A 23,448-nucleotide genomic window follows, 5' to 3' on the forward strand; every position below is an offset into this window, starting at 1 on the left:
TCTCCTCTCTAGCGAATCAAGCCGGCCTGACGAAAGACATGGAAGACAATCGATTCCAGGGATTGTTCCGCCTCTACAGACACGAAGGCGATTCCTCTTCCATAAGCAAACGCGGACAGTTCTTGTTGATAATCTCGCAAGCTCTTGTGGTACTCTTCCATCAAAAGGCTGGTCAAGGATACTTCTTTTGCCTGCCCGGTCTCTGAATCGATCAACCGCAGCTCTCCCGCATACTCGGGCGCAAGCTCTTCTTTGGAAAGCACCTGGACCAGCGTGACCTCTTGTTTGGCCGCCTGCAAATACGCAATGCCCTCCGTATAGCCTGACTCGAACAAAAAGTCCGACAGCACGATAGATATGCCAGCTTTGCCGCTGACAGCCCCGGGCTGGCGCATTGCCGTTTGCATATTACCTGCTCCCCCTTCTTGCAGGGAAGACAGGAAGCTGAGCAAGCGATGCGCCTGGCTCTTTCCTTGCAGCCCGGTAAGTGCTGCCGTAATGCGGCTGTCAAATGCATAGACCGACACATGATCGAGGTGGCACAGGGACAAATAGCCAAGAGCCGCGGCAATCTCGACAGCACGAGCCATTTTGTTCGGTTGCCCGTAGCTCATCGAACGACTGCAATCGATATATAAGTTCACATGAAGCTCTGTTTCATCCAAGTATTTTTTCAAAAACAGCTTGCCTGAACGGGCATACGCATTCCAATCGAGCTGCCGCAAATCATCGCCGGGAACATACGCCCGAAAGTCTGCGAACTCCATGGAGCTGCCCAGCTGTCTCGCCCTTCGCTTTCCTGCCTGGCTGCCGCTGACCGCTTTGCGACTAGCCATCTGCATTCGCTCCAGTCTGGCGAGCCATGACGGATCAAGCAGGTGTTGATTCATACCTTCTGTGTCCCCAGTTCGTCCAAAATATCCGTAATGACGCGGTCTGGTCGGATACCGTTTGCCTCTCCTTCAAAATTGAGGAAAATGCGGTGACGCAGCGCTGGCAGAGCAACTGCTGTCACGTCCTCGTACGCCAGATTGTATCGCCCAGCCAATAATGCACGTACCTTTGCCAAGGAGACAATCGCCTGCACGCCACGCGGACCCGCACCGTTTCGCACATATTTGTTCACCGAAGCAATCGCCAAATCCCCCGGATGCGTCGCTAAAAGCAGCTTCACGGCGTAATCCAGTACCGCATCGGCAACCAGGACTTCACGTGCTGCCTGCTGAATCTCAGCAATTTGCTCGGCTGAAGCCACTTTTTCCACGGTGATCACTTGGCTCGTAGTCGTTTGCCGCACGATCATTTTCAGTTCTTCTTCTGTCGGGTATGGTACATCTATCTTCAATAAAAAGCGGTCCATTTGTGCTTCTGGCAACGGGTATGTCCCTTCCTGCTCCAGCGGGTTCTGTGTCGCGAGAACGAAGAACGGCTCTGGCAGTGGACGAGTCACTCCTCCAGCTGAAACGGTTCGCTCCTGCATGGCCTCCAACAGGGCGCTTTGCGTCTTTGGCGTTGCCCGGTTGATTTCGTCAGCCAGCACGACATGAGCGAAGATCGGCCCATGCTGGAATTGGAAGGACTGTTGTCCCTTCTCGTCCACCAATAGGATGTTCGTTCCAGTAATGTCTGTCGGCATCAGGTCCGGTGTGAACTGAATCCGCTGAAACGACAGCTCAAAGGCTTGGGAAAGTGTCCGAACAAGCAGCGTTTTGCCCAATCCGGGTACGCCTTCCAAAAGCGCATGTCCTCCTGCAAACACGGCCCACAGAAGTTGCTCGACCACATCTTTTTGCCCTACCAATACCTTTCCAATTTCTTGCCTGACAAGCTCTACTCGCTGCAAGCAATCCTCTAGCGTTTGCTGCGCCATCGCCGTGTCTCCTTCCTGTTGTTGAATGATCTAAGGCTCTATTTTGCTGAAATAATCCTTCACAATCTGTTGATAATCGCCGGGAATACTGCCTTTTTCCATACTCTCGCGGGCAAATTGCTCATACTGGCCGTACACTTCCTCGTACGGCAGCGTTCCACCGGAGGAAACTTGTGTGTTTCCGCTTTGCTGCGACTGGGATGGGCCTGAACCGAGTGAGCCTCCGACTGTATCAACAGATCCGTTTTCTCCACCTATGCGCTCTGCCGGGACGGTAACGAGCTCGTGTTTGCCTTTTCCTAACCCGGCCCCGCCGCCTTGACCGCTTCCTTGACCGCCAGAGCCATTACCATTGCCGCTTCCATTGCCATTTCCATTTCCGTTACCGTTACCGTTGCCATTTCCTTGCCCCGAACCATTGTTTCCATTCCCAGGCTGGCTTGCCGGGTTCGCCCCTTGATTCGGATTGGCACCTGCTCCCGGTGTAGCTGCAGTTGGCTGATTCCCGGGTGCCCCAGATGCTGGAGTCGCCTGGCCCGTTGCTGCCGTTCCTGTCCCAGCTCCACTCGCTCCAGCATTTCCTGCTTGTGTGCCGGCACTGGCAAGCGTCATTTGCGACTGATTGAGCGAAGCAGCCGCATGTATAGCTGCGAGCATGGCTTGCTGAGATTGCTGGATGCCCGTCATGGCTTGCATCAAGCTGTTCTCGAGCTCAGTCATCGCTTGAGGCACTTGTCCTTGGGCTGTTTGTTGAGCTGCCTCCGCCAGTTGTTTGGCGATATCCTCCAGCTCCTTTGAGTCAGCAGACTCTGCCTCTTTTTTCAATTGCTCTGCTGCACTTGCAAGTTCACGAGCGATCTCTTCCCGCTCTTTTTGCGGCATGCTTTCCATGGCTTTTGCCATTTGTGCCAGAGCCTCGGTCATCGCTTGTCGATCTTTCGCTTCCATCGCGCCAGCCAGGGCTTGTGTCCCTTCTTGATTACCCAAGCTGCGCTGGAGTGCTTGCAGCGCTTTTTCTTTGCGCTGCTCCGCATCTCTGACCTTCTCCAATTGTTTTTCCGCAGCGCGCAATGCATTTTGACGTTCTGCCGGGTCGTCTGCTTTTGCCAAAGCCTTTTTTGCCTGCTCCAGCATTTCCTCCAGCTGCTTTTTCTGCGCGTCCGTTAAGCCTGTATTCTTTTTCACGTCCTGCTTGATTGCCTCTACTTCTTCCTCGACCTGCGCGATGGCTTTCTTTTCCTCTGCAATCTGGGCCAGTCGCAAGTCTTGAGGATTCGGCCAAAGAAACAGTACCAGACAAACCAATAGCAAGCTGCTGGTGACATACACCTTTTTTTGGACCAGCGACCAGATGCGGAGGCTCTCTACGATTTGCGGCAAATTTTTACGCAGATGCTGTAGGGCGTCTTCCCTCTGCATACCTGCTACCATTGACTGATTCTCTTGATTCTCCCATGCTGTGACGACTCGCTGGGCCAAACCATTACCGTCTGCCACTTGCGCACATTGGAGCCAGGTAGGGCGCATCCAAAGCGCACGCACCAGACCTGTGATGACAACAAGCACTGGGAGCACAACCGCGATCCAATGGTAAAACGGAATCGGCCAGATGCGGGCAAGGAGGAGGAGCATCAAACTCGCCCCCATTCCCCACAATCCATAGACAGTTAACTGCTGTATCCATACACGCAATCCCAATTGCTTTCGAATGGGTGCAAGCAGTGACTTCAGCTCGTCGTTCGCTCTAGAGGTAAACATGGCTTATTGCTCCTCTTTTGCTTTGCGAAATCTCGGTTTCACTGGCTGAATGAGATAGATGGAGAGTAACAGGCAGAATAGTGTAATAATCCCGAAAAACAAGCAGTAAACCGCGTACGGGTCCACATTCCCAATCCTGATCTGCGGCCCTTCTTCAAAAATGTTCAACATCGCAAACAACGGGTTAAAATTATGCAGGAGATGTGGCCAGTCCGGCATAGGCATGGATGACATGCTACCAGACCGGCGCTGGTACCGAATGAACTCTTTGATAATTTCCGCCAGTATGCTCGACCCGATCGCAAATCCGAACACCACCGCATAAGTGACAACCGTAGCGATACCAGTCCGTTTGATCAGCGTAGACATGAGCACACCAATGCTGCCGATGCCGAACATCGTGATGACGTAAAAGCCAAACACCTTGATCACTTGTGCAGGTGAAATTCCTCCATACAAAAAGACGATGGCATAGAGCGGGATGGTCGCAATGACCAGGAAGGTCATGAAGCTGAGTGACGCCAGCCATTTGCCTAAAATCAACCGTGTTGCGCTGACATTCGTGGTCAACAGCACACTCAACGTCTGGCGTTCTCGTTCACCGGAAATCACACCTGCTGTCAGTCCCGGCACTACGAAGCTGATCATCCCGAGCTGAAACACAGACAGCATCATGAACAGCTCGCGTGTATCATTCGGGTTGTAGTAGCTGCCGCCGTTTGTCATAAAGAAGATAATCGTGAGCGTCATTGCACCCAAAACGAGTAAATATAACAGGATGATCCACGGTGACCGATTGGTCCGCATCCGCATTTTCCATTCATTGAACAAGACAGGGTTGCGAAATCGTCTCAAGTCGCTCATGAGCCCACCCCTTTCGTAATTTCCAGGAAGATTTCTTCCAAATCACCTACTGCCTCATTAAACGCGGCAACAGGATAGCCTGACACCGCGAGCTCCCGCAGCAGCTCAACCTGTTCTTCGTCATTGCCTGAAAAGCCAGCAACGACCCAGTTCCCTTCACGTGTCACCCTGGTAATAACGGGCATCTCACGAAGGCGCGTCATTGCTTCCTCAACCCGATCTAACAGGCGAATGCGCAATACTCGCTGTTCTTGCATTTTCGAGTAAATCTCATCGACTCGTCCGAAGGCAACCAGATTGCCTTCCTCCACAATCCCGATGACGTCGCACATCTCCGCCAGCTCAGGCAATATGTGCGAGCTAATGATAATCGTCTTGCCCATATCCCGCAGTTCCTTCAAAATCTCCCGCAGCTCAATGCGTGCACGCGGGTCCAAGCCAGAAGCCGGTTCGTCCAAAATGAGCACTTCCGGATTGTGAACCAGCGAGCGTGCCAGTCCGAGGCGTTGCTTCATCCCCCGCGACAACGAGTCGACGTAGGCATCTCGCTTGTGGGTAAGATTCACCAGCTCTAATAACTGCGGAATGATTTGTTTTCGTTCAGCTGCCGGAATATCGTAGTTCGCACCGTAAAAATCAAGGTACTCTTCTGCTGTCAAATTGTCGTAGACACCAAAAAAGTCTGGCATGTAGCCGATCAGCTTGCGCACTTCCTTTGGATGCTTGGTCACTTCGTAGCCGCCTACGTATGCTTTCCCACTGGTCGGCTCCAATAAAGTCGCCAAAATAGACATCGTCGTCGATTTTCCTGCCCCGTTCGGACCGACGAAACCAAAAACGGTACCCTTGTCAATTTCGAGCGAAAGTCCTTTTAACGCTTCCATTTTGCCGTAGCGCTTGCGCAAATTTTGGATCTGGATCACTTTTTGCTCACCTTCCCTTCCACACTGACACTTGGAACCCCAATGTGGCGATCATCCTCAAACTGGTGGGCAAATTTGATGCGGACAATGCCGTCGCCCGAAACATAAGTAGTGGTCTTATCGCTTGTCATGACGTTGTTCATGAATGCTTTTTCAAATGGTTCGAAAGCTTTTGTCTTCCAGTTGTAAACCTCTTTTCCAAATGTCGTATTGTCCTCTGACCAGGTGTACAGATACAAATTGCTGATGGCAAGCTCCTGTCCTTCCTGATTCAAATTGATGTCAAAGGTAATATCACCAGCAGGGAGTCTAAAGCCATCTCCGAAGTCATCTACTGGAACTGAGCTGCCCGACATCGTCACATCAAATGATCCCGTCGGATAATAAATGTGTCCATCCTTGGATGGATTCACTTGCAGCGTCGAAGTGACCATCGCAATGCTGTTGTTCTCCGTATTTTCGTTTGGTACGACAGCCTCAGCAACTTGCGCATCGGTCCAGCCCACGAGTTTTACCACTTCAGACGGACCGCTACGTCTGTCCAGCATGTCCAGCATTTCCACGATGAGTTGCTCACGCGTTTCTCTTTCATAGCCATTCGATTGCATGTACTGCGGCAGCGCATGCCCCATATTCATCCGATGTTGATTCCGCCTTGCTTGTTGTTGAGGGGCAAACGGCAAGTTCACTTCGATACTGCTGCCAGCCGCCAACTGTGGAAACTCTTGTACCTGCATTCCTGTCGAGATCGTCACGTCTCTTAGCGAGTACTTCGTATGGTTCGTCACGGTTCCTTTCAGTGCGCCGTTTTCATACGACAGGTTCGATTCTATTTTTCCTACGTCCGATAAGGATTGCTCCGTCGCAACCTTGCGCATCGACCAAAATTCTACATCACGGAAATCAATATGGGTCTGATCAGGCTGTATGGAAATCCACGTTCTCGGAATTTGATCGATATAGTCTCCTTCAGTGACGGGTTGGGTTATGCCCTCTCCCTTTATAGTCAATCGATAGTCGTCATTACTCGGTACGAATAATGCGGTTACGCTCACTGCATTCGCCTGTCCGTTGTTTTGCAGTTCAACATAACCTACCTGATGCAGCTTTACACCCACCCCCCGCTGGATGGCACCAATCGAGAAGATTCCGATTCCCGCCAGCACCGAAAGGGCAGGGACAATCACCCACATGTAGCTTTGCTTGCGGCCTCTCCGCAAAATATAGAAAAGAACTGGCCCGACAACCAGGGCATAAATTCCGAAAAATACTGCGAACCAGCCAACCTCCGGAATTTTCAAGGATGGGACGCGATCAGCAGCATCGTGAAGCGGCCATACGTTGTCGATCATGCTCCTATTTGAAGTGTTGATGAAAGAACCAAAAGCCTTTACTAATGTATCTGCCCAAAAGCGACTGTTTCCAGCCCAACTGGCTACTGGTTCGGCCGCCAAATCATAAGCGACATACAACACTTTTCCGGCTCCCACGTTATGTACGGCCATCAGCGGAATATTTCCTTCGCTGTACAGAACTTTTCCTGCCTTCACTGTCCCATTGCTTACAGTAAAGGGGGATGTCAGTGCAATCGGGTTGGTCTTATCCGCTTTTAGACTGGAAAGTGTCTGTACGCTCGACACTCCAGTCACTTCTACTGGCGACAAATCACTCAAAACGCCTCCGGCTTTCTTGTACTGCGCTCCTCCGGCTAAAATCATCATCCCGCCAGAATTCGTCCAATCCCGAATCGCTTTAATCTGCTGTTCATTCAATGAATCCAAAGCAAAATTGTTGATCACGAGCATATTAAGCATCTGTAGCTGTGTACCTGTCACTGGCATATTGTCTGCCTTCATCGTCAAGAGCTGGACTGGGTTATGAATGGAGCCTTTCGGCAGTACACCAAGGAAATTAGCTGTGTCGGGATTTTCTGCCAGCACGCCAATCATCAATGTATCTTCGCTGTATGAAACACCTGTTACCGGAGTTTGCGCAATGATCTTATTATTTTGCATCAAAGCTACAAAAGAACGGCTATCCAGCTCTGATCCAGGAACGAGAATGGTTACCTGCTTGGTCACTCCGCTTGCAATCGAAACCGGCTGATAATTGGCAACTTCGAAGCGACTGTCTCCCCGTTCCCCCGTGGCGACATAAAGATCTCCTTCGATATCCGCCCCTCCATTTCTCACCGTGACCACAACGGGAACCATCCCCATCTCCCTGTACTTTCCTTCAATTCCGACTGTTACTCCCAGCTGAATGCTTCCCTCTGCCAAGGCTGTCCCCGTTAATCCTAAAGGAACACCTGCTACCAACAGGAGGAACGCACAGAAGGCCAGGAGCCATCGCTTACACTGCGCCGTTTTCATTCGTTCAAAACCTCCACGGACCATTCTTTTATCTTCCTATCTTTTCTACTCATACAATTATTGACGTTATTTCCATACAAATAGCTACATTTTTTTCAAAATGAAGTCGACTGGTCACTAAGTACAGAGTGAAAAATAGAAAAAACGTCAGGATTATGCTCTGACGTTTTTTTCGTAATCCTGCTATGACATGCCATACCCTACATCCTGAAGTCTCGCCGGATCAAACATATCGGCTATTGCCTGATGCACATGAGGCGGGTGCTCTGCCAATCGATGACACAAATACAAGTACCACTCTGTCCCATACGTGAGGTACAAGCGCACCGGAACCCCCTTTTCTCGCAAAGCATGAGCCAGTTCAGGGCGAACCCCGTATAACAACTCAACCTCTACATTCGGTCGATGCAAATAGTCTCGACGGGCTAGCTCGTCTACAATCGCTTGGTCGTGCGTGGCGAGTGAGCATTCTCGCCCGGCTTGCACACACATGTTTGCCAGCTCCAGATATCGTTCGTTCAACTCCACTGAACGCGCCAATGCGATTTCCTGGGGTTCCTTGAATGCGCCTTTGACCAAACGAATTTTTCCTGGGAGTTCTAGCACCCTTTTCACATCATCCAACGAGCGGTGCAAATGCGCTTGAATCGTAATGCCCACATTTTCATGTCGCTGTGCCAAGCGCTCATACATGCTGATGATCGCCTCTGTTTTTGTCGATTCCTCCATACTGATCATCAAATACTGGCCACTATGACTCGCCCGCTCCGCCAACTCGTCTACGTGGGCAAACGCCATCTCTAGATCCAGTAACAAGCCGAGATGGGACAGATCAAATGAAATCCCGACTGATGTATGTAGTTGGGAGCAATCCGCAGTTAGCGCCAGAAATTCCCGCTGCGCTTCATGAACAACCTGCAAATCCAGCGTATTTTCACCAATGTGTTCAACGGATAGACGGTAGCCCATTTTTTCCAAGCGTTGGGCTATTTTCATTGCATCCGCACGCGTTTCGCCAGTCACATAACGTTTGGCAGCAGTCAAAAGCAATGGATATAACAAGGGCGATGTTCTGACCACTTCCTTGATCCGTTCATCACGGGCGATTGTACGTAAAATCTCTGCGGTTCTTCTCATTTCTGGCGTCATCTTTCTCTCTCCTTTGGCAATGGCATACCTCTTCTCTTCCTTCACCCTACCATGGTACGCTTGTGTGGATTAGGTCCAGTTTCCCACTATTTTGAGAGGACCAGTTACATAAGGAGGCTCACACGCCTTGCTCTGGATGACCATTGACCGAGAGAAACCCATTCCGTTAATCAGACAAATCTACTCTGAATTGCGCACAAAGATTTTGAGCGGAGAACTGACAGCTGGCTTCAAGCTTCCTTCTACCCGCAAAGTAGCCAGCGAACTGCACCTCTCTCGCAATGTAGTGTTAGAGGCGTACGAGCAGCTATTAGCCGAGGGCTACATCGAGAGCAGACGTGGCTCTGGGTATTTTATTGCTTCGGGTATTTATTTGGAACAGCACGCTCGGGTGACAGATACTGGGTTGCCAAAAGTGGATCAGCCCTTCAACGAAGCCGAGAGCAAGCTGATCGATTTTCGTTCCGGTATTCCTGCTCTGGAGTACTTTCCTCGCAGCCTCTGGGGCAAAACCGTCCAGCGCGTCTGTCAGGAAGCGCCGCTGTCAGTATTTGGCTATAATCGTCCCGAGGGACGCACGGAGCTGCGCACGATTTTGTGTCGCTATTTGTATCGAACGCGCGGCGTTCAATGCGAACCCGAGCAAATCATTATGACATCCGGGGCTACTCAGGCGCTCACCCTGATTGCCAACGTGCTTCTGCGCCCTGATAGTCACGTCGTCATCGAGGACCCGATCACCCACGATATCCAAAGTATTTTCACCAGGACAGGGGCTCGTTTACTGCCTGTTCCGACAGATGCCTACGGGATGGATATGGATCAGCTACCGTCATTATCTGCCCATCGCCCCCGCTTCGTATTTGTCACTCCTTCTCATCAGTTCCCGCTCGGCGGCACCATGCCCATCCAGCGAAGACTTCAACTCATTCGTTATGCACGGGAAGCTGACTGCTACATTGTCGAGGATGATTACGACAGCGAGTTTCGCTACGATACCGCTCCCATCAGCTCCATTCAGGGGCTTGCCTCGGAGCGTGTTATCTACATCGGTTCCTTTAGCAAAATTCTTTCTCCCTGTCTACGCCAGGGATACCTCGTCCTCCCAAAAGCATTGGTAGCTTCCTATCAGCAAGCGAAATGGCTATCCGATTTGCACGCTCCTTCGATTGATCAGCTTGCCCTAGGGGTTTTTATCGAGGAGGGGCACCTAGAGAAATACGTGAATCGCGCAAAAAAGCTGTACAAAAAACGCCGACAATGCTTGATTGATGCTCTTCAGCTGGCTTTTGGAGATCGTATGCGTATTTGGGGGGAGGCTGCTGGTCTGCATATCGTAGCTGCTTTTCCAACGGTTCGCTTCACACCTGACGTCCTGACTGCACTGGAGCAAGCCGGAGTGCGTGTCTACCCAGTTGAGGAACACACCATTGTCAAAGACAAGCATACGGATAAAATCATTCTCGGATACGGCAATACCAATGAGACACAGATCAAAGAAGGGGTCGAGAGGATCAGGGCTGTTTTAACAAATATTGCGCTGGAGAAAACAAAACAAGCACAGTCATATCTTTAGAGCGAGAATCCCTGCATCTCTTGATTCACCGTGTTTTCCACCGTTTCAAAAAAAAGAGCCAAATCTCGATTGATCCACAAGATTTGGCTCAAGACTATTACGCTTCCGCTTCTATCTATTGAAAAAAAGAGGATAATTAGCGCCAGCCACCACAGCATCTAGGATGGCAATGCCGACAGAAATCTGGACATCTGCGTCTACGATCTCGATCCCAGTCACGCCCACGATCCCAATCTCGTCCTCGATCCCAGTCTCGACCACGACCCCAATCATCTCTTTGCCATGGATAATAGGAAGACTGCCCATACGATGACTGCCATTGCCCGCTTGGATAATTCACGTAACCGCCTTCTTTCCTCTTATTTTTTGTTGACTATATGTGTATATGCACGGTGACGTTTATCCGCATAGACTAATGACCTCCATACCAAATAAAAGGGTATCTACCTATGTTCTCTATCATCGTCATTTACCTATTTTCTTTACGGACAAACACCAAAAAACCGGTATTCCTACGAATAGGAATAACCGGCTTTTTACAACCCTGATGCCCTTATGATTTCGTCCACAGTTCTCTGCGAGAAGTGGTTACAGAAGTTGCACCCGCTTGAATGGCGCGATCTACGTCATCCATTGTGCGAATAAATCCTCCAGCGATAACTGGAATTTTGGTTCGTACAGTGATTTCTTCGATCAGGTGGGGAATGATTCCTGGCAAAACCTCGACGTAATCCGGCTTGGTTCTCTCCAGCTGAGTAAGGCTGCTATCTAATGCCATCGTATCAATGAGAAAAAGTCGTTGGATGGAAATGAGTCCTTTTTTCTTGGCAGCAAGAATAGCACTGTTCCGTGTGGTGATGATACCTTCGGGCTGTGCTTCTTGCGCAAGAAACTCCATCGCATATTCATCCGACTTCAAGCCGTCAATGAGATCAGCATGGATCAGCAGTTTTTTCCCGAACGCTCTTGCCCGTTTTCCCAGTGGCTTTACTTGCGCTACATGAGCATTCAGCAAAATAATGCGCTCGTAGGAGCTTTCCATGAGTTCATCAAATTCTTTTAACGTCCGGGCTGCAGGAAGTATGACTTGATTGATCTGGTTTGCCAATCACGAATCACCCCTATTGAAATGTTTTCGCAAGATGATATTCCTCTTCAAACGCTTTTATTTCATGTTCTTTCCTCTCATCCGACCATTGCAGCTCATGCGCGAGCTCTTCTCCAACCAATCGATACACAGGCTCCAGTGTATCTCTCTCGAAGAATAGTCTGCCACTGCGACGAATCAGAAAATCGCTCATGGTCATGACCATTTCTTCCTCTACAGCGTAGCGCAGTTCTGCTTTCAACAGTGCTTCGATTGGAGACACATTTTGAGCATTTTGTGACAAAAGCTCCTGGCACATCGTTACGATTTTCTCACTGTTGCTTCCATATTTCCCGACGAGAACACGGATTTGTTCCTCGGTGATTCCCCATTGGCGAAGCCGCTCTGCCTGTGCTTTTACAAATACAGGAATCTTGGCTGCGGAGTCAAATTTCCCGCCGGAGAGGACGATTTTATCTGTCTGACAAGCTCCAAATGCTCTGCCCTCTTCTTCGGTCAACTGCTTGACCACCACATCGACAATACGCTCGGCCATCTTGCGGAAGCCCGTCAATTTTCCACCAGCGATCGTAATCAGCCCGCTTTTGGAATAAAAAATCTCGTCCTTGCGTGACAATTCGGATGGGGACTTGCCATCTTCATGAATCAGCGGTCTGAGTCCTGCCCAGCTGGAGCTGACATCCTGTTCCGTCAGTTTCACAGATGGGAACATCTCGTTCGCGGCATTCAACACATACTCCATGTCTTCTCTCGTCACCGTTGGCCGCTCCAGCACACCTTTGTAATTCGTGTCAGTTGTACCGATATACGTACTGTTATTCCGCGGAATGGCAAACAACATGCGCCCATCGGATACATCGAAATAAACGGCCTGCTTCAATGGAAGTCTGTTATATGGTACGACCAGATGGACACCTTTTGTCAGGTGGAGGCGCTTGCCGTACAGGGAGTGGTCTTTTTCTCGTAGCTGATCCACCCAAGGACCTGCTGCGTTGACGATTTTTTTGGCATGGAGGGAGTACTCCGTACCCGTGAGCAAATCCTTCGCGCTAATTCCGATGACCTTGCCGTTTTCATAAATAAAGCCAGTGGCTTCGGTATAGTTCACGCAGAGGGCTCCGTGCGAGCTTGCTGTTTTCATGACCTCAACGGTAAGCCTTGCATCATCTGTCCGGTATTCGAAATAGAGCCCGCCGCCCTTGAGAATATCACGGCGCAAAAGCGGTTCTGCCTCCACGGTTTTCTGTTTGTTCAGCATGATGCGTCGTTCTTTTCTTTCGACTCCAGCCAACACATCGTAAACATATAAACCAATAGAGGTTGCCAGCTTGCCATAGGTACCGTTTTTCACGATTGGCAAAATCATTTTTTCAGGGATGACGATATGTGGCGCATTGCGATACAAAATGGCTCGCTCTCTGCCTACTTCCCGCACCAGTTGCACATCGCCCTGCTTCAAATAGCGCAATCCTCCGTGAACCAGCTTCGTAGAGCGACTGCTGGTGCCCGCAGCGAAGTCCTGTTTTTCCACGAGTCCAACGGTAAGTCCTCTCGCGGCTGCATCGAGGGCAATACCTGCTCCCGTCACCCCACCGCCAATTACCAAAAGATCGAGTTGTTTGTTTGCCATTTTATCCAGACAAGCCTGGCGTTGACTTGATGATAATGCATGTTGATCGTTCATCGTTCTTCTCATCCTTTCTAAAAGAAAAAGACAGCCAATATCCAAAAGAAGCAATGCAATCTCATTGCCCTTCTGATACTGGCTGTCTCCGTAGTCTCCACAGCATGATTAACTTATCTCTAACTTTAGACCTCTTTTACGCAAAAATCAATGCCTAATCTTGTAACCCATCGTTGCCGTTACAGCTTGCTTCCAACCTGCGTACAGCTCTTGGCGCACTTCCTCCGCCATATCCGGTGAGAAGGAGCGCTCCACCACTTTGTTATTCACGATATCTTCCTTGCTGCCCCAATACCCGACGGCAAGCCCTGCCAGGTAAGCTGCTCCCAGCGCGGTCGTTTCATTGACACGCGGACGCTCTACCTCTGAATTCAGGATATCGGACTGGAACTGCATCAAAAAGTTGTTCGCCACGGCTCCCCCGTCTACCGCCAGCTTTTGCAGCCGGATGCCGGAATCAGCCTCCATCGCTTCAAGCACATCCCTTGTCTGATAAGCCAGAGACTCCAGCGCTGCCCGAATCAAATGATCTTCCGTCGTTCCACGGGTCAAACCGAAAATCGCGCCTCTAGCTTCCATATCCCAATACGGCGCTCCCAAGCCAACAAAGGCCGGAACCATATAGACACCCTCTGTACTGTCAACAGCGAGTGCGTGCTTTTCCGAATCCGATGATTTTTCGATCACCTTGAGTCCGTCACGCAGCCATTGAATCGCCGCACCAGCTACAAAAATACTGCCTTCCAGGGCATACTCTACCTTGCCATCCACGCCCCAGGCAATGGTCGTCAGCAACCCGTTTTTGGATGCAACTGCCTTTTCTCCGGTATTCATTAGCATGAAGCAGCCTGTTCCGTATGTGTTTTTGGCCTGCCCTTCCGCAAAGCACGCCTGCCCAAACAGCGCAGCCTGCTGGTCTCCGGCAATCCCGGCAATCGGAATCTGGAATTCGAAGAGCTTCTCGTCTGTGTAGCCGTACAATTCGCTGGAAGGACGGACAGCTGGCAGCATGCTTTTCGGAATTTGCAGCATATACAACAGCTCGTCGTCCCACTCCAGGGAATGAATATTAAACATCAACGTGCGTGAAGCATTGGAATAGTCGGTCACATGCACAAGACCATTGGTCAGCTTCCAAATCAGCCACGTATCAATGGTTCCAAACAAGAGGTCGCCTTTCTCTGCTCTTTCCCGTGCTCCCTCCACATGATCGAGCAGCCATTTTACCTTTGTGCCGGAAAAGTAGGCGTCAATCAACAGTCCTGTCTTTTCGCGAACGGTTTGCTCATAGCCTTGCTCTTTCAACTGGTTGCAAATATCGATGGACTGTCTGCTTTGCCATACAATCGCATTGTGGATGGGCTTACCCGTGTGCTTATCCCATACCACGGTTGTTTCCCGCTGATTGGTAATCCCGATTCCTGCGATTTCTTCCGGTTTCACATGATTCTCCAGTAAAACCGCTTTCAAAACTTCCAGCTGTGATTCCCAGATTTCCTCGGCATTGTGCTCCACCCAACCCGGCTTCGGATAGATTTGCGTGAATTCCTTCTGGGCAACACCGATAATGGCACCTGATTTATCGAATAAAATAGCGCGAGAGCTCGTGGTTCCCTGATCGAGGGAAAGCATATATTTATTTTCCATGATAATATTCCTCCTTCACTCATATGGAATCGCCTTCATTATTTCCTGTATGTCTAGGAACGTGCACTTTCGGATGCGAGTCGCTCCTTGCTGCCGATTGATTTTTTCGTTGTCATGCCGACCACGATGGCAATCACCATGAAAGCCGCTAATGCTATTACACCTGTCAGTGAATGGTCTGTAAACGTCCATTTGTAAAAAAATGCTCCACTTACAGCTCCAATGATAGGTCCAACAACAGGAATCCATGCGTAGCGCCAGTTGGACTTTCCTTTGCCGTGGATGGGCAAGAGGGCATGGGCGAGGCGGGGTCCGAGGTCACGGGCTGGATTGATCGCATATCCAGTAGTACCACCAAGAGACAAACCAATTGCTACGATCAGGAAGCCGACGATAAACGGATTGAGTCCTTCTGCAAATTTATTCGCTCCGATCGCCAGTAGACCGAGCACCAAGAAAAACGTACCTAAAATTTCGCTGAAGAGATTTGCGATTGTATGGGGAATCGCGGGACCTGTTGCAAATACCCCCAATTTGGCTCCGGCATCATCCGTCTCACGCCAATGCGGGTAATAAAAGATCCAGACAAACGTCGCGCCCATAAATGCCCCAATCAGTTGAGCCGCTATATAGCCCGGCACATGCTCCCACGGAAATTGACCGATGCTGGCCAGTGCAATCGTAAGTGCCGGATTCAAATGCGCTCCGCTAATGCTTCCTACCGCATACGCTCCGCACGCAACTCCCAGCCCCCAGCCCAGCGTAATCACAATCCAACCGCCGTTTTGGGAATACGCCTTTTTCAAGTTCTGTCCGGCGCAAACACCTGCCCCCAAAATGATCAAGATCATTGTCCCGATCAGTTCCCCTACATAAATAGACATGCCCCATCCTCCCCCTTTTTGGAAAAATTGTAAAATCACTTCCGTAAAGCGCTTACAATTTGCCAACTCCTTTGTGGTTTGTCTAGAGAGAAAATAAAAAAGCTAATACTCGCAACCTGAGAGCGAATGCCCTCATTTTGCAAATATTAGCTGATCTCCCAATCTCCACAGCACTATTAACTTAAGACCTACTATATAGCCACTGCTCAAAATTTGTCAAGAATTCCTTTCCTTCACTTTTGCCAGTTCTCGCATCAAGCCAGGCAAAAAGAATAACGGATAAATCAGCAGGTACAGGTTCGGAATCCACCAAGACCAATCAAAATCTGCCTTGAACGCCCAAAAAGCGATTGCCTGCAACCCCGAACAGGACGTCAAAATGAGCGACAGCATGGCGAGCGGTTTCCAGATGTGCCGTCCTCTGCGATAGGCGTACAGACTGGCAAAGCCCGTGATGGAAATGAAGATATCCAATGGAAAAAAGGACAGGTTCCATGCGAGCAAATTGGGGTCGTAGTAATCCTGATACAAGTATTCCACAGGGAGAAGCTCCAAAAATGTAATGAACCAGTATGCGACAAAAGCCACATCGGTGACCCAGAAGAAAACGAGCATAGCTCTCACATTTTTCTCACTCATTTCGCCTCAGCTACTCCTGTATCTTTAGAAGATTGCGCGTGAGAGGAGTCTCCCAGATTCAACAGCACACAGCCCACGATGATCAGTCCGACAGCAATTACTTTTTTGACAGTGAAGGCATCCTTGAAGACCACCACACCAATGACCGCGATGATCGCCGTGCCGAGACCAGACCAAATAGCATAGGCAGTCCCGACCTCCATTTCCTTGAGCGCCAGGCTCAGCGACGAGAAGCACAAAATATAAAAGATAAACATCATCACACTGGGGACAGGCTTGCTCAGCCCGTCAGACAGCTTCATCGATGTTGTTCCAGCCACCTCTAGCAAAATGGCCATTAATAGATAGACCCAACTCATTATGTTCCTCCTACTTACTTGTTTGAAGACGATGAATCAACGATGCCGCCTAGTAAAATATCGATGACCGCGTCCAGTGCATCGCCAATCGTCACATGATGCTGGTTCGCCAACTGCTGATCAATTAGCTGGTTGAGCGTCCCGGTATACATCTGAATCAAGATCGGAAGCTGGATACGACGAAACACTCCCTCCTCTACCCCTTGCTCCAGAATGATCCGAACATGCTCCCACTCCTGTTGATTGAACTCGTCGATCAGCTTCCATTGCTCGGGATAGTAGCGCTTCAGCTCGTACCACACGCGCAGGTCCGTTCGTGAGAAGTTGTTCGGGACGAGTGCGAGGAGCTGTCGCATCTTCTCTACCAAATCGATGTCAGGATCATGCAAAATCCGATCTTCCGCTTTACGCAAATCCTCAATGTTTTCTTCAATGACTTTAGTGATCAAAGCCTCTTTCGATGGAAAGCTCGCATACAACGTCTTGGTGCTAACACCTGCGCGCCGAGCTAAATCAGACATGGTAAAACGGACGCCCTTGGTCTCAATCTCATGATAAGCGCATTGTAGGATTCGCTCCTGCATGTTCTTGCCCCCTCTAGAAAACGAGGAAAATATTTTATTTTTCATATTTTCCAAAACGTACTCTTATCATAAAGGCGTACTCATAGCTTGTCAACAACCGCCAAACCACGCTTGGCTCAGCGCCTCGATACCAGGATCGATTTTTTCCAATGGAATGCCCGCGAAGCCTAGGAAAAACTCTTTTGGCAGGGGATTGGGTGGCACCAGCCAAGTAAACGATGCGGACGAGGCTCTCACACCTGCCTGAATCGCTAGCTTTTTCAACTCCTCCTCGCTTCGCTCACTGTTCACCCGAAGCAGGACATGAAAACCCGCATCGGCTCCGATAACAGTCGCCCTTTCGCCAAAATGCTTGTGCACAGCCAGCAGCAACGCATCGTGCTTTTTACGGTACAGCTTGCGCATTTTGCGGACATGCTTTTCAAAGTATCCTTTTTCCATAAAGGCTTCCATCGTCCGCTGATGCAGTCGGGATGAGGATGGTTCCAGCAGTGTCTCCCGCAGCAGGCTGTAGTACGTATCCAGCAGAGATTCTGGCAAAACCATGTACCAAATGCCTAGTGCAGGTGCCAATACCTGCGCAAAGCTCCCCATATAAATGACATTCGCATGCGGGAGCAAGCCTTGCATAGATGGAATCGGTCTGCCATGGTAACGAAACTCTCCGTCGTAATCGTCTTCGATGATGTACCCTCCCACACTTTTGGCCCATTCGAGCAATTGCAGTCGCTTGGATATAGGCATGATCATCCCACGTGGGTATTGATGAGCCGAAGAAACGGCAGCCAACCGAACCTCTGACTCGTATAGCTCACTGACGCTAATTCCATCCTCTGCCAGTGAGATCGGCACCACGTCATAGCCGTGCTGGCGAAACGTATTGGCAAACAGCAAATACCCCGGATTTTCTACGCCGATGCGTTGGAACTGCGACTTTACCATCAAACAGATCAGGGACAGCAAGCCAAACTGGTCCGACCCAATCACCACTTGATTCGGTGAACAAGCGACGCCCCTGTACCTGCGCAGGTAATCAGCGATTTGGCTCCTGAGTCCAGCCTCGCCTTGTGGATCGCCATAAAAAAGATTCTCCTGCTCCTCTATGTGAAGTGTCTCATTGTACAAACGCCGCCAAATCACGGTTGGAAATAACGAAAAATCATTGCGGGAGAGATGAAAGTCATAGACGTACTCCCGCTCGTCACGCAGCATAGGCCGCTGGATGGTTTGTATGCTCGCACCCGGCTTTACCTCTGGATCAGGCAATTTCTCCACATAGTATCCACTGCGCGGTTTGCTCTGGATAAAACCTTCTGCCAGCAGCTGCTGATACGCCATTTCCACAGGTGTTGTGCTTAAGCCCAGCAGGTCAGCCAGCTTGCGAACAGACGGCAGCTTGCTACTCACCGCCAAGCGTCCTGCGACGATCTCCTTTTTCAAATAAGCATAAAGCTGTACGTATTGCGGCTCGTTGTCGTTTTCCTGCCAGTTTGGGGTCAAGAGCATCTCGATTTCCCCCTCCATCTGTCCTTTTCATTTTCGTAAAACTGCACATTTTCAAGTATACACTTGCTCGTTATCCTAAAAAGAAAGAAGTTTTGCACGAACAGGAGGACAACGACTATGTCTGTGACACAACAAGAGAACACAAATGCAGCGGTTCGCTTTTTGGAAGGAGAACGTGTCTTTTTGCGACCGATTGGCACAGAAGATACCGAATTATACTTCCGCTCCTTGTTCAACAAGGAAACGCGTATGTTGACTGGTACCCAAAAGCATTTCACGCGTGAGCAAATCCACCTGTACATCGCGAACAAAGGCCCGGACTCTTCCAGTGTCCTCTTATTGATCTGCCTGTGCGAAAATGATCAGGTGATTGGCGACGTTCAAATTGGCGATATCGATTCGAAAAATCGCAGCGCCTTCATTCGAATTTCTATTGATCAAAATGCCTATCAAGGCAAAGGCTACGGAAGCGAAGCTCTTCTGCTGATGCTCGATTATGGTTTTGGCATCCTCAATCTGCATCGCATCGAGCTAAACGTATTCGCCTTTAACGAACGCGCCATCCACACGTATGAAAAGCTCGGCTTCCAGCGGGAAGGCGTACAGCGACAAGCGCTTTATTACAACCATGCCTATCACGACTCCATTCTCATGTCCATGCTGGCAGATGAGTATCGGGCGAAGTATTTGAAATAGCAAATGGAAAACGCACCGGGGATAAGGATAATCCAACCCAGGTGTGTTTTTGCATTTCAGCAGGGACTCCACAAAAAAGAATTCACTGTAGGTAAATACGATCCATAAGGAGTATAATTGTCTAAATGGTAGGAAAATCCATCTATTTCCCAGTAATCCCTTCAAGAAAGAGAGATTGATATGAAAAGAAAACTCCTGATCACCCTAAGCTTGTTCATCGTGCTGAGTGTATTGACGGGTTTCCAATCTGCATCAGCCAACACCTTGCAACAGTCATTACAATCTAACCTTGTCCCTGTTTCAAAAATGGAGCTTCCTGCAAAAACCATCATCGGGTTTGGAGAAGCTACGCATGGCAACAAGCAATTCACTACGCTGAAGTTAGATATTTTTAAACATCTGGTCGAAAAACAAGGCTATCGCGTATTTGCCATCGAAGGAGATTTTGGCGGTGGACAAAAGGTCAATGAATACATTTTAGGCGGAAGTGGAACTGCGCAGGATGCCGCAAAAGCCATCGGGTTTACGATTTACCATACAGAAGAAATGGCGGCCCTTCTCTCTTGGATGCGCTCCTTTAATGAGCAGCGAGATGCCAAAGATCAAATTCATTTTTATGGCTTTGACATGCAACGCTATGACCATAACAAAAACGGGCTATTCTCCTATTTGAAAAAAGTTGATCCAGCGTACGCAACCAAGTACGAGAAGCTGCTTACGAATCTGAATGATCAGACGGTGTATGATCAAAAGATCGCCCTCGTACAGGAAGCGCTCACCCACATAAAAAGCTTGATGGAACAGATGAAACAAAACCAATCCGTCTACATCGCGAAAAGCTCTGAGAAAGAATATGAGCTGGCTATCGCCTTCGCAGAATCAATCAAGCAAAACGCTACACTGCGCGGAACAAACACAAACTATGGCAACACTCGTGATCGCTATATGGCTGACAAAGTGATGTGGATTTTATCGTTTGAAAAGAAACATTACGGTCGCAATAACCTGTTCATCACCGGACACAATGGACACATTGAAAAGACCTCCACTTCCGCAGGAATGACAACCTGCATGGGGGCACATCTCGCAAAAGCCCTAGGGGACCAATATTACGCAATCGGAAGTGAATTCTATGAAAGCACCTTCCTTGCAAAAGACGCCACTACCAATGAGCGCAAAGCGTTTGCTGTAAAAAATAGTGGCAAAGATCGGCTAGCTGTTCTGTTTGCACAGACAAACATGGCAGATGGATTCCTTGATTTTGCCAAGACAAAGCATCATCAGGATTTTTACACCTATCTGAATAAAGGGCAGTCTATCAGTGCAATTGGTGATGTCTTTAGTGGATGGTATGGAAAAATGGAGAAGATGTATACGTTGCAGATGGTGCCGGCAAAAGCTTTTGACGCGATCATCTTCGTGCGAACGGCTACTCCTTCGGTTATGATAACGGATTAACGGGTGGACATTTTCCTGGTAAAAAAGTTACGGCAGCCATTGAAACTGGCTGCCGTTTTTTGAGGGTATGCGATTATTGCTCCAATACCTTTTCAAGCTCGCCGCACCAATTGCTCCAGCCATACTTGGCTCCCCCCAGTGCTTGAGCATTTGAGATTCCGGTTTGTTCGAGATGAAGGTTAACCTTTCCGTTTCCTAAATCCTGCAACGTCCAGGTGACAGTGTGCTTTTCTCCTCCACTGCACCACGTATAGGACAACCGGTGTGGTTCTTCTACGATAAGCACTTCGCCTTCAACAATTCCATCCCAATATTCGGTCGGCTGAGTGCGAAACTGAAAGTGGTGTCCGATGACGGGCTTAAAATCATTTTCCATCGCTTGCCCGGTATGGACGTTGACCATCCACTTGGTAAGCTTGTTTGCATCGGTTAAAGCGGACCAGAGCTTCTCCATCGATGTCTTGTACTGAAAATCCAGGGATAATGTTAAACTCATTCTTCTTCCTCCTCTAAAAATTGGTTCAAGCGCAGCATATTCGTACTCCAGAACTTCGTGTAGAAAGCCAACCAATCTTGAATTTCTCTAAGTGGAGCGGCGTTTAGCCTAAATCGCGTTTCTCTGCCGACTTTTCGGTCAAGTACCAGTCCGGCCTCTTTAAGGATTGTCAAATGCTTGGATACCGCTGTGCGCCCCATTTGAAACTGTGCCGTTAATTCATGAAGCGGCATCTCCTCTGCCTCTGCTAACAGGCGAATCAGTTGACGCCTGGTTGGATCTGCAATCGCATCAAACACATCCCGTAACGGGTTGTTCTCGCTCACAACACTCCCTCCAAAATCTGATTTTCTGTAGTGTAGTGGGGATAGCCGTTAATTTCTGCAACCTCCCTAAAGTTTGCGGCTCATCGGACGTAGCGCCCACGAGGCGATATTTAGTGCAGCATATGAAAGCGGAAGGATTATGTAAAACCCGTACGCTCCATAATCGTTCGCAAGCGCATGAGATAAAGCCGCACCAGTCATTAAAAAGAAGATACCAGCTGAACCCATTCTTTAAGACGAGGAAAACCTGGGATGATGAGAGCAATGGCTCCAAGCACTTTCCATATCCCGAGAATGGTCAAAATGTATAGCGGGTAACCAAGATTCGTCACTAACTCGATGTTTCCCCCAAATTGCATCAGCTGTCCAATACCACTTAGCATAATAGCTACTGCGAGTAGTAATGTGACTGACCAATAGGCCATCATTTTTCCTCGGGGATTGGTTTCTGCTTTCGCGATTGTTTCCACACCGTTAATTTGACCCATATGTTTCCCCCTCATAATGGTTTCAAATGAAACTTAATTCAAATTCCAAACTTTCCAAATGACTAACTGCTGATTGGACACCAAATAGTGTCACTTTGATAATACGACACCATTTGGTGTCCTGTCAACAACGTTCTTTACCAAAGCCAGTGTATTTGTCCCCTAACTGCATGCTAAAAAGCCCCGGCGCGTTCATGCCGGAGCTTGGTGATTGTCACTCGATTCTGGATAACTGCCTGTTAACGTAACCCTTGACTAAGTTCTACGATCCTATCCTTCACATTTCCAGTGCTAAGTCCCCCGTGGTAACAAACCACAGATGCAATGTCGAGGTCTACATACTTTTTCAACGAGAGTCTAGCTGCATTCATATCTGGTGTGGTCGGGGCATGAATGCCTTCGAGCACACCATTTACACTGTACATCGAATCTCCGGCAATGAGGGTCTTGCTTTGCTTTACATACAGGCTGATATGACCGGGAGTATGACCAGGGGTATGGATGACGCGAATCCCGCCGCAAAACGGCAGTTCTTGACCGTCACTCACGGTATGGTCCACTTTGCCTTTCGGAGGATTCTCAAGGTCTCCGTCTTTTAAAAGTGGGAATTCCCCCTGAATATACGGCTTATCCAGTTCGTGTGCATAAACGTGAACCTGACCTCCGCACTCCTGCAAAATCTCTGGAAGACTACCGATATGATCCACATCCTGATGCGTCAAAATCACAGCTTTTAGTTTGTTGAACGGTACCCCTGCCTTTTCCATGGCCACGCGTAAATCTTCCATTTGTCCTGGGAATCCGGTGTCTATTAAAACAGCCATGTCTTCATCCCACAAAAGAATCGGATGAATGATATTCCCTTGAAAATCCAGATGAAGCATTTCGACTCCCTTTGAAATCTCCATTAATCAGCCCTCCGTAAAATCAAATTTTTACGTAAGGTTATATTATTGTGTTGGTTTCGTTGTTGTCAACCATTTTATAAAAAAAGCCATTCCTTAAAGGAATGGCTTCTTCATTCATTATTCATTCAAAACCGGATCTGCATGATCAGTTGC

General features: G+C 49.1%; 22 protein-coding genes and 1 pseudogene. 3 read left to right on the forward strand and 20 right to left on the reverse strand.

What is annotated here, in order from left to right; genetic code table 11:
• Window positions 1-8: 8 nt before the first annotated feature.
• The 7 genes from C7R94_RS20920 to C7R94_RS20950 all read right to left on the reverse strand — a co-directional run bounded on the left by C7R94_RS20920 (window position 9) and on the right by C7R94_RS20950 (window position 8,936).
• On the reverse strand, window positions 9-890 hold the full coding sequence (locus C7R94_RS20920) for a DUF58 domain-containing protein (RefSeq protein WP_106784321.1): 882 nt from the start codon (window positions 888-890) through the stop codon (window positions 9-11).
• Window positions 887-1,870: an AAA family ATPase gene (locus tag C7R94_RS20925; RefSeq protein WP_106784323.1), complete on the reverse strand. Its 984-nt coding sequence runs from the start codon at window positions 1,868-1,870 to the stop codon at window positions 887-889. The genes C7R94_RS20920 and C7R94_RS20925 overlap by 4 nt, the downstream gene beginning before the upstream one ends.
• Before the next feature lie 30 nt (window positions 1,871-1,900).
• A complete protein-coding gene (locus C7R94_RS20930; protein WP_106784325.1) occupies window positions 1,901-3,628 on the reverse strand; it encodes a coiled-coil domain-containing protein in 1,728 nt (575 codons plus the stop codon).
• A 3-nt stretch (window positions 3,629-3,631) separates the two neighbouring features.
• Window positions 3,632-4,492 carry an ABC transporter permease gene (locus C7R94_RS20935; RefSeq protein WP_106784328.1) on the reverse strand — a complete coding sequence of 287 codons (861 nt, stop codon included), beginning with the start codon at window positions 4,490-4,492 and terminating at the stop codon, window positions 3,632-3,634.
• The gene (locus C7R94_RS20940; protein ID WP_047073364.1) at window positions 4,489-5,415 is read right to left on the reverse strand and encodes an ABC transporter ATP-binding protein; all 927 of its coding nucleotides are present in this window, start codon (window positions 5,413-5,415) and stop codon (window positions 4,489-4,491) included. The genes C7R94_RS20935 and C7R94_RS20940 overlap by 4 nt, the downstream gene beginning before the upstream one ends.
• Entirely contained in the window at window positions 5,412-7,787 is a 2,376-nt protein-coding gene (locus tag C7R94_RS20945) for a DUF7408 domain-containing protein (RefSeq protein WP_233220625.1), read from the reverse strand. Before C7R94_RS20945 ends, C7R94_RS20940 begins: the two co-directional genes overlap by 4 nt.
• A 183-nt stretch (window positions 7,788-7,970) precedes the next feature.
• On the reverse strand, window positions 7,971-8,936 hold the full coding sequence (locus C7R94_RS20950) for a proline dehydrogenase family protein (protein WP_106784334.1): 966 nt from the start codon (window positions 8,934-8,936) through the stop codon (window positions 7,971-7,973).
• Window positions 8,937-9,063: 127 nt separating this feature from the next.
• On the opposite strand from C7R94_RS20950, the gene pdxR (C7R94_RS20955) reads away from it, so the two are divergent.
• Window positions 9,064-10,512, forward strand: a complete 1,449-nt coding sequence (gene pdxR / locus C7R94_RS20955; RefSeq protein ID WP_106784336.1) for a MocR-like pyridoxine biosynthesis transcription factor PdxR — start codon at window positions 9,064-9,066, stop codon at window positions 10,510-10,512.
• A 111-nt stretch (window positions 10,513-10,623) separates the two neighbouring features.
• Here pdxR (C7R94_RS20955) and C7R94_RS30355 read toward each other — a convergent pair whose 3' ends face one another.
• The 9 genes from C7R94_RS30355 to pdxR (C7R94_RS21000) form a co-directional block, all read right to left on the reverse strand.
• Complete coding sequence (locus C7R94_RS30355) at window positions 10,624-10,818, reverse strand: hypothetical protein (RefSeq protein WP_197244904.1); 195 nt, start codon at window positions 10,816-10,818, stop codon at window positions 10,624-10,626.
• 247 nt (window positions 10,819-11,065) lie between these two features.
• Window positions 11,066-11,620: a glycerol-3-phosphate responsive antiterminator gene (locus C7R94_RS20965; RefSeq protein ID WP_047073371.1), complete on the reverse strand. Its 555-nt coding sequence runs from the start codon at window positions 11,618-11,620 to the stop codon at window positions 11,066-11,068.
• Between the two features lie 13 nt (window positions 11,621-11,633).
• Window positions 11,634-13,304 carry a glycerol-3-phosphate dehydrogenase/oxidase gene (locus C7R94_RS20970; protein ID WP_047073372.1) on the reverse strand — a complete coding sequence of 557 codons (1,671 nt, stop codon included), beginning with the start codon at window positions 13,302-13,304 and terminating at the stop codon, window positions 11,634-11,636.
• A 147-nt stretch (window positions 13,305-13,451) separates the two neighbouring features.
• Entirely contained in the window at window positions 13,452-14,951 is a 1,500-nt protein-coding gene (gene glpK / locus C7R94_RS20975) for a glycerol kinase GlpK (protein WP_106784338.1), read from the reverse strand.
• Window positions 14,952-15,004: 53 nt separating this feature from the next.
• Window positions 15,005-15,835: an MIP/aquaporin family protein gene (locus tag C7R94_RS20980; RefSeq protein WP_047073374.1), complete on the reverse strand. Its 831-nt coding sequence runs from the start codon at window positions 15,833-15,835 to the stop codon at window positions 15,005-15,007.
• 216 nt (window positions 15,836-16,051) lie between these two features.
• On the reverse strand, window positions 16,052-16,474 hold the full coding sequence (locus C7R94_RS20985) for a YvaD family protein (RefSeq protein WP_047073375.1): 423 nt from the start codon (window positions 16,472-16,474) through the stop codon (window positions 16,052-16,054).
• A complete protein-coding gene (locus tag C7R94_RS20990; protein ID WP_106784340.1) occupies window positions 16,471-16,833 on the reverse strand; it encodes a DMT family transporter in 363 nt (120 codons plus the stop codon). Before C7R94_RS20990 ends, C7R94_RS20985 begins: the two co-directional genes overlap by 4 nt.
• A gap of 14 nt (window positions 16,834-16,847) precedes the next feature.
• Window positions 16,848-17,417 (reverse strand): TetR/AcrR family transcriptional regulator, encoded by a 570-nt coding sequence (locus C7R94_RS20995; RefSeq protein ID WP_106784343.1) that lies wholly within the window; start codon window positions 17,415-17,417, stop codon window positions 16,848-16,850.
• Window positions 17,418-17,507: 90 nt separating this feature from the next.
• A complete protein-coding gene (gene pdxR / locus C7R94_RS21000) occupies window positions 17,508-18,923 on the reverse strand; it encodes a MocR-like pyridoxine biosynthesis transcription factor PdxR (RefSeq protein ID WP_106784346.1) in 1,416 nt (471 codons plus the stop codon).
• A gap of 117 nt (window positions 18,924-19,040) precedes the next feature.
• Here pdxR (C7R94_RS21000) and C7R94_RS21005 point away from each other — a divergent pair, with 117 nt between their 5' ends.
• Entirely contained in the window at window positions 19,041-19,619 is a 579-nt protein-coding gene (locus tag C7R94_RS21005; protein ID WP_106784349.1) for a GNAT family N-acetyltransferase, read from the forward strand.
• 180 nt (window positions 19,620-19,799) lie between these two features.
• Window positions 19,800-21,077 (forward strand): erythromycin esterase family protein, encoded by a 1,278-nt coding sequence (locus tag C7R94_RS21010; RefSeq protein ID WP_106784352.1) that lies wholly within the window; start codon window positions 19,800-19,802, stop codon window positions 21,075-21,077.
• Between the two features lie 73 nt (window positions 21,078-21,150).
• Here C7R94_RS21010 and C7R94_RS21015 read toward each other — a convergent pair whose 3' ends face one another.
• From C7R94_RS21015 to C7R94_RS21030, 4 genes and pseudogenes are all read right to left on the reverse strand, one after another.
• Window positions 21,151-21,573, reverse strand: a complete 423-nt coding sequence (locus tag C7R94_RS21015; RefSeq protein WP_106784355.1) for an SRPBCC family protein — start codon at window positions 21,571-21,573, stop codon at window positions 21,151-21,153.
• Window positions 21,570-21,899 carry an ArsR/SmtB family transcription factor gene (locus tag C7R94_RS21020; RefSeq protein ID WP_047073384.1) on the reverse strand — a complete coding sequence of 110 codons (330 nt, stop codon included), beginning with the start codon at window positions 21,897-21,899 and terminating at the stop codon, window positions 21,570-21,572. The genes C7R94_RS21015 and C7R94_RS21020 overlap by 4 nt, the downstream gene beginning before the upstream one ends.
• A gap of 66 nt (window positions 21,900-21,965) precedes the next feature.
• A pseudogene (locus C7R94_RS21025) lies at window positions 21,966-22,387 on the reverse strand (DoxX family protein).
• A 239-nt stretch (window positions 22,388-22,626) separates the two neighbouring features.
• Window positions 22,627-23,295, reverse strand: coding sequence for an MBL fold metallo-hydrolase (locus C7R94_RS21030; protein ID WP_106784357.1), 669 nt, complete (start codon window positions 23,293-23,295; stop codon window positions 22,627-22,629).
• Window positions 23,296-23,448 lie beyond the last annotated feature (153 nt).

Origin of the sequence: Brevibacillus sp. NRRL NRS-603 (assembly GCF_003013445.1) — a bacterium.
Lineage (GTDB): Bacteria > Bacillota > Bacilli > Brevibacillales > Brevibacillaceae > Brevibacillus > Brevibacillus formosus.

What these genes read in the sequence shown, in the direction of transcription:
- C7R94_RS20970 (WP_047073372.1), bottom strand. Translation starts at nt 13,304, where the DNA reads ATGAACGATCAACATGCATTATCATCAAGTCAACGCCAGGCTTGTCTG.
- glpK (WP_106784338.1), bottom strand. Translation starts at nt 14,951, where the DNA reads ATGGAAAATAAATATATGCTTTCCCTCGATCAGGGAACCACGAGCTCT.
- C7R94_RS20950 (WP_106784334.1), bottom strand. Translation starts at nt 8,936, where the DNA reads ATGACGCCAGAAATGAGAAGAACCGCAGAGATTTTACGTACAATCGCC.
- C7R94_RS21010 (WP_106784352.1), top strand. Translation starts at nt 19,800, where the DNA reads ATGAAAAGAAAACTCCTGATCACCCTAAGCTTGTTCATCGTGCTGAGT.
- C7R94_RS20985 (WP_047073375.1), bottom strand. Translation starts at nt 16,474, where the DNA reads ATGAGTGAGAAAAATGTGAGAGCTATGCTCGTTTTCTTCTGGGTCACC.
- pdxR (WP_106784346.1), bottom strand. Translation starts at nt 18,923, where the DNA reads ATGCTCTTGACCCCAAACTGGCAGGAAAACGACAACGAGCCGCAATAC.
- C7R94_RS20945 (WP_233220625.1), bottom strand. Translation starts at nt 7,787, where the DNA reads ATGAAAACGGCGCAGTGTAAGCGATGGCTCCTGGCCTTCTGTGCGTTC.
- C7R94_RS20980 (WP_047073374.1), bottom strand. Translation starts at nt 15,835, where the DNA reads ATGTCTATTTATGTAGGGGAACTGATCGGGACAATGATCTTGATCATT.
- C7R94_RS20990 (WP_106784340.1), bottom strand. Translation starts at nt 16,833, where the DNA reads ATGAGTTGGGTCTATCTATTAATGGCCATTTTGCTAGAGGTGGCTGGA.
- C7R94_RS21005 (WP_106784349.1), top strand. Translation starts at nt 19,041, where the DNA reads ATGTCTGTGACACAACAAGAGAACACAAATGCAGCGGTTCGCTTTTTG.
- C7R94_RS30355 (WP_197244904.1), bottom strand. Translation starts at nt 10,818, where the DNA reads ATGGGCAGTCTTCCTATTATCCATGGCAAAGAGATGATTGGGGTCGTG.
- C7R94_RS20925 (WP_106784323.1), bottom strand. Translation starts at nt 1,870, where the DNA reads ATGGCGCAGCAAACGCTAGAGGATTGCTTGCAGCGAGTAGAGCTTGTC.
- C7R94_RS21030 (WP_106784357.1), bottom strand. Translation starts at nt 23,295, where the DNA reads ATGGAGATTTCAAAGGGAGTCGAAATGCTTCATCTGGATTTTCAAGGG.
- C7R94_RS20920 (WP_106784321.1), bottom strand. Translation starts at nt 890, where the DNA reads ATGAATCAACACCTGCTTGATCCGTCATGGCTCGCCAGACTGGAGCGA.
- C7R94_RS20935 (WP_106784328.1), bottom strand. Translation starts at nt 4,492, where the DNA reads ATGAGCGACTTGAGACGATTTCGCAACCCTGTCTTGTTCAATGAATGG.
- C7R94_RS20930 (WP_106784325.1), bottom strand. Translation starts at nt 3,628, where the DNA reads ATGTTTACCTCTAGAGCGAACGACGAGCTGAAGTCACTGCTTGCACCC.
- C7R94_RS21015 (WP_106784355.1), bottom strand. Translation starts at nt 21,573, where the DNA reads ATGAGTTTAACATTATCCCTGGATTTTCAGTACAAGACATCGATGGAG.
- C7R94_RS20995 (WP_106784343.1), bottom strand. Translation starts at nt 17,417, where the DNA reads ATGCAGGAGCGAATCCTACAATGCGCTTATCATGAGATTGAGACCAAG.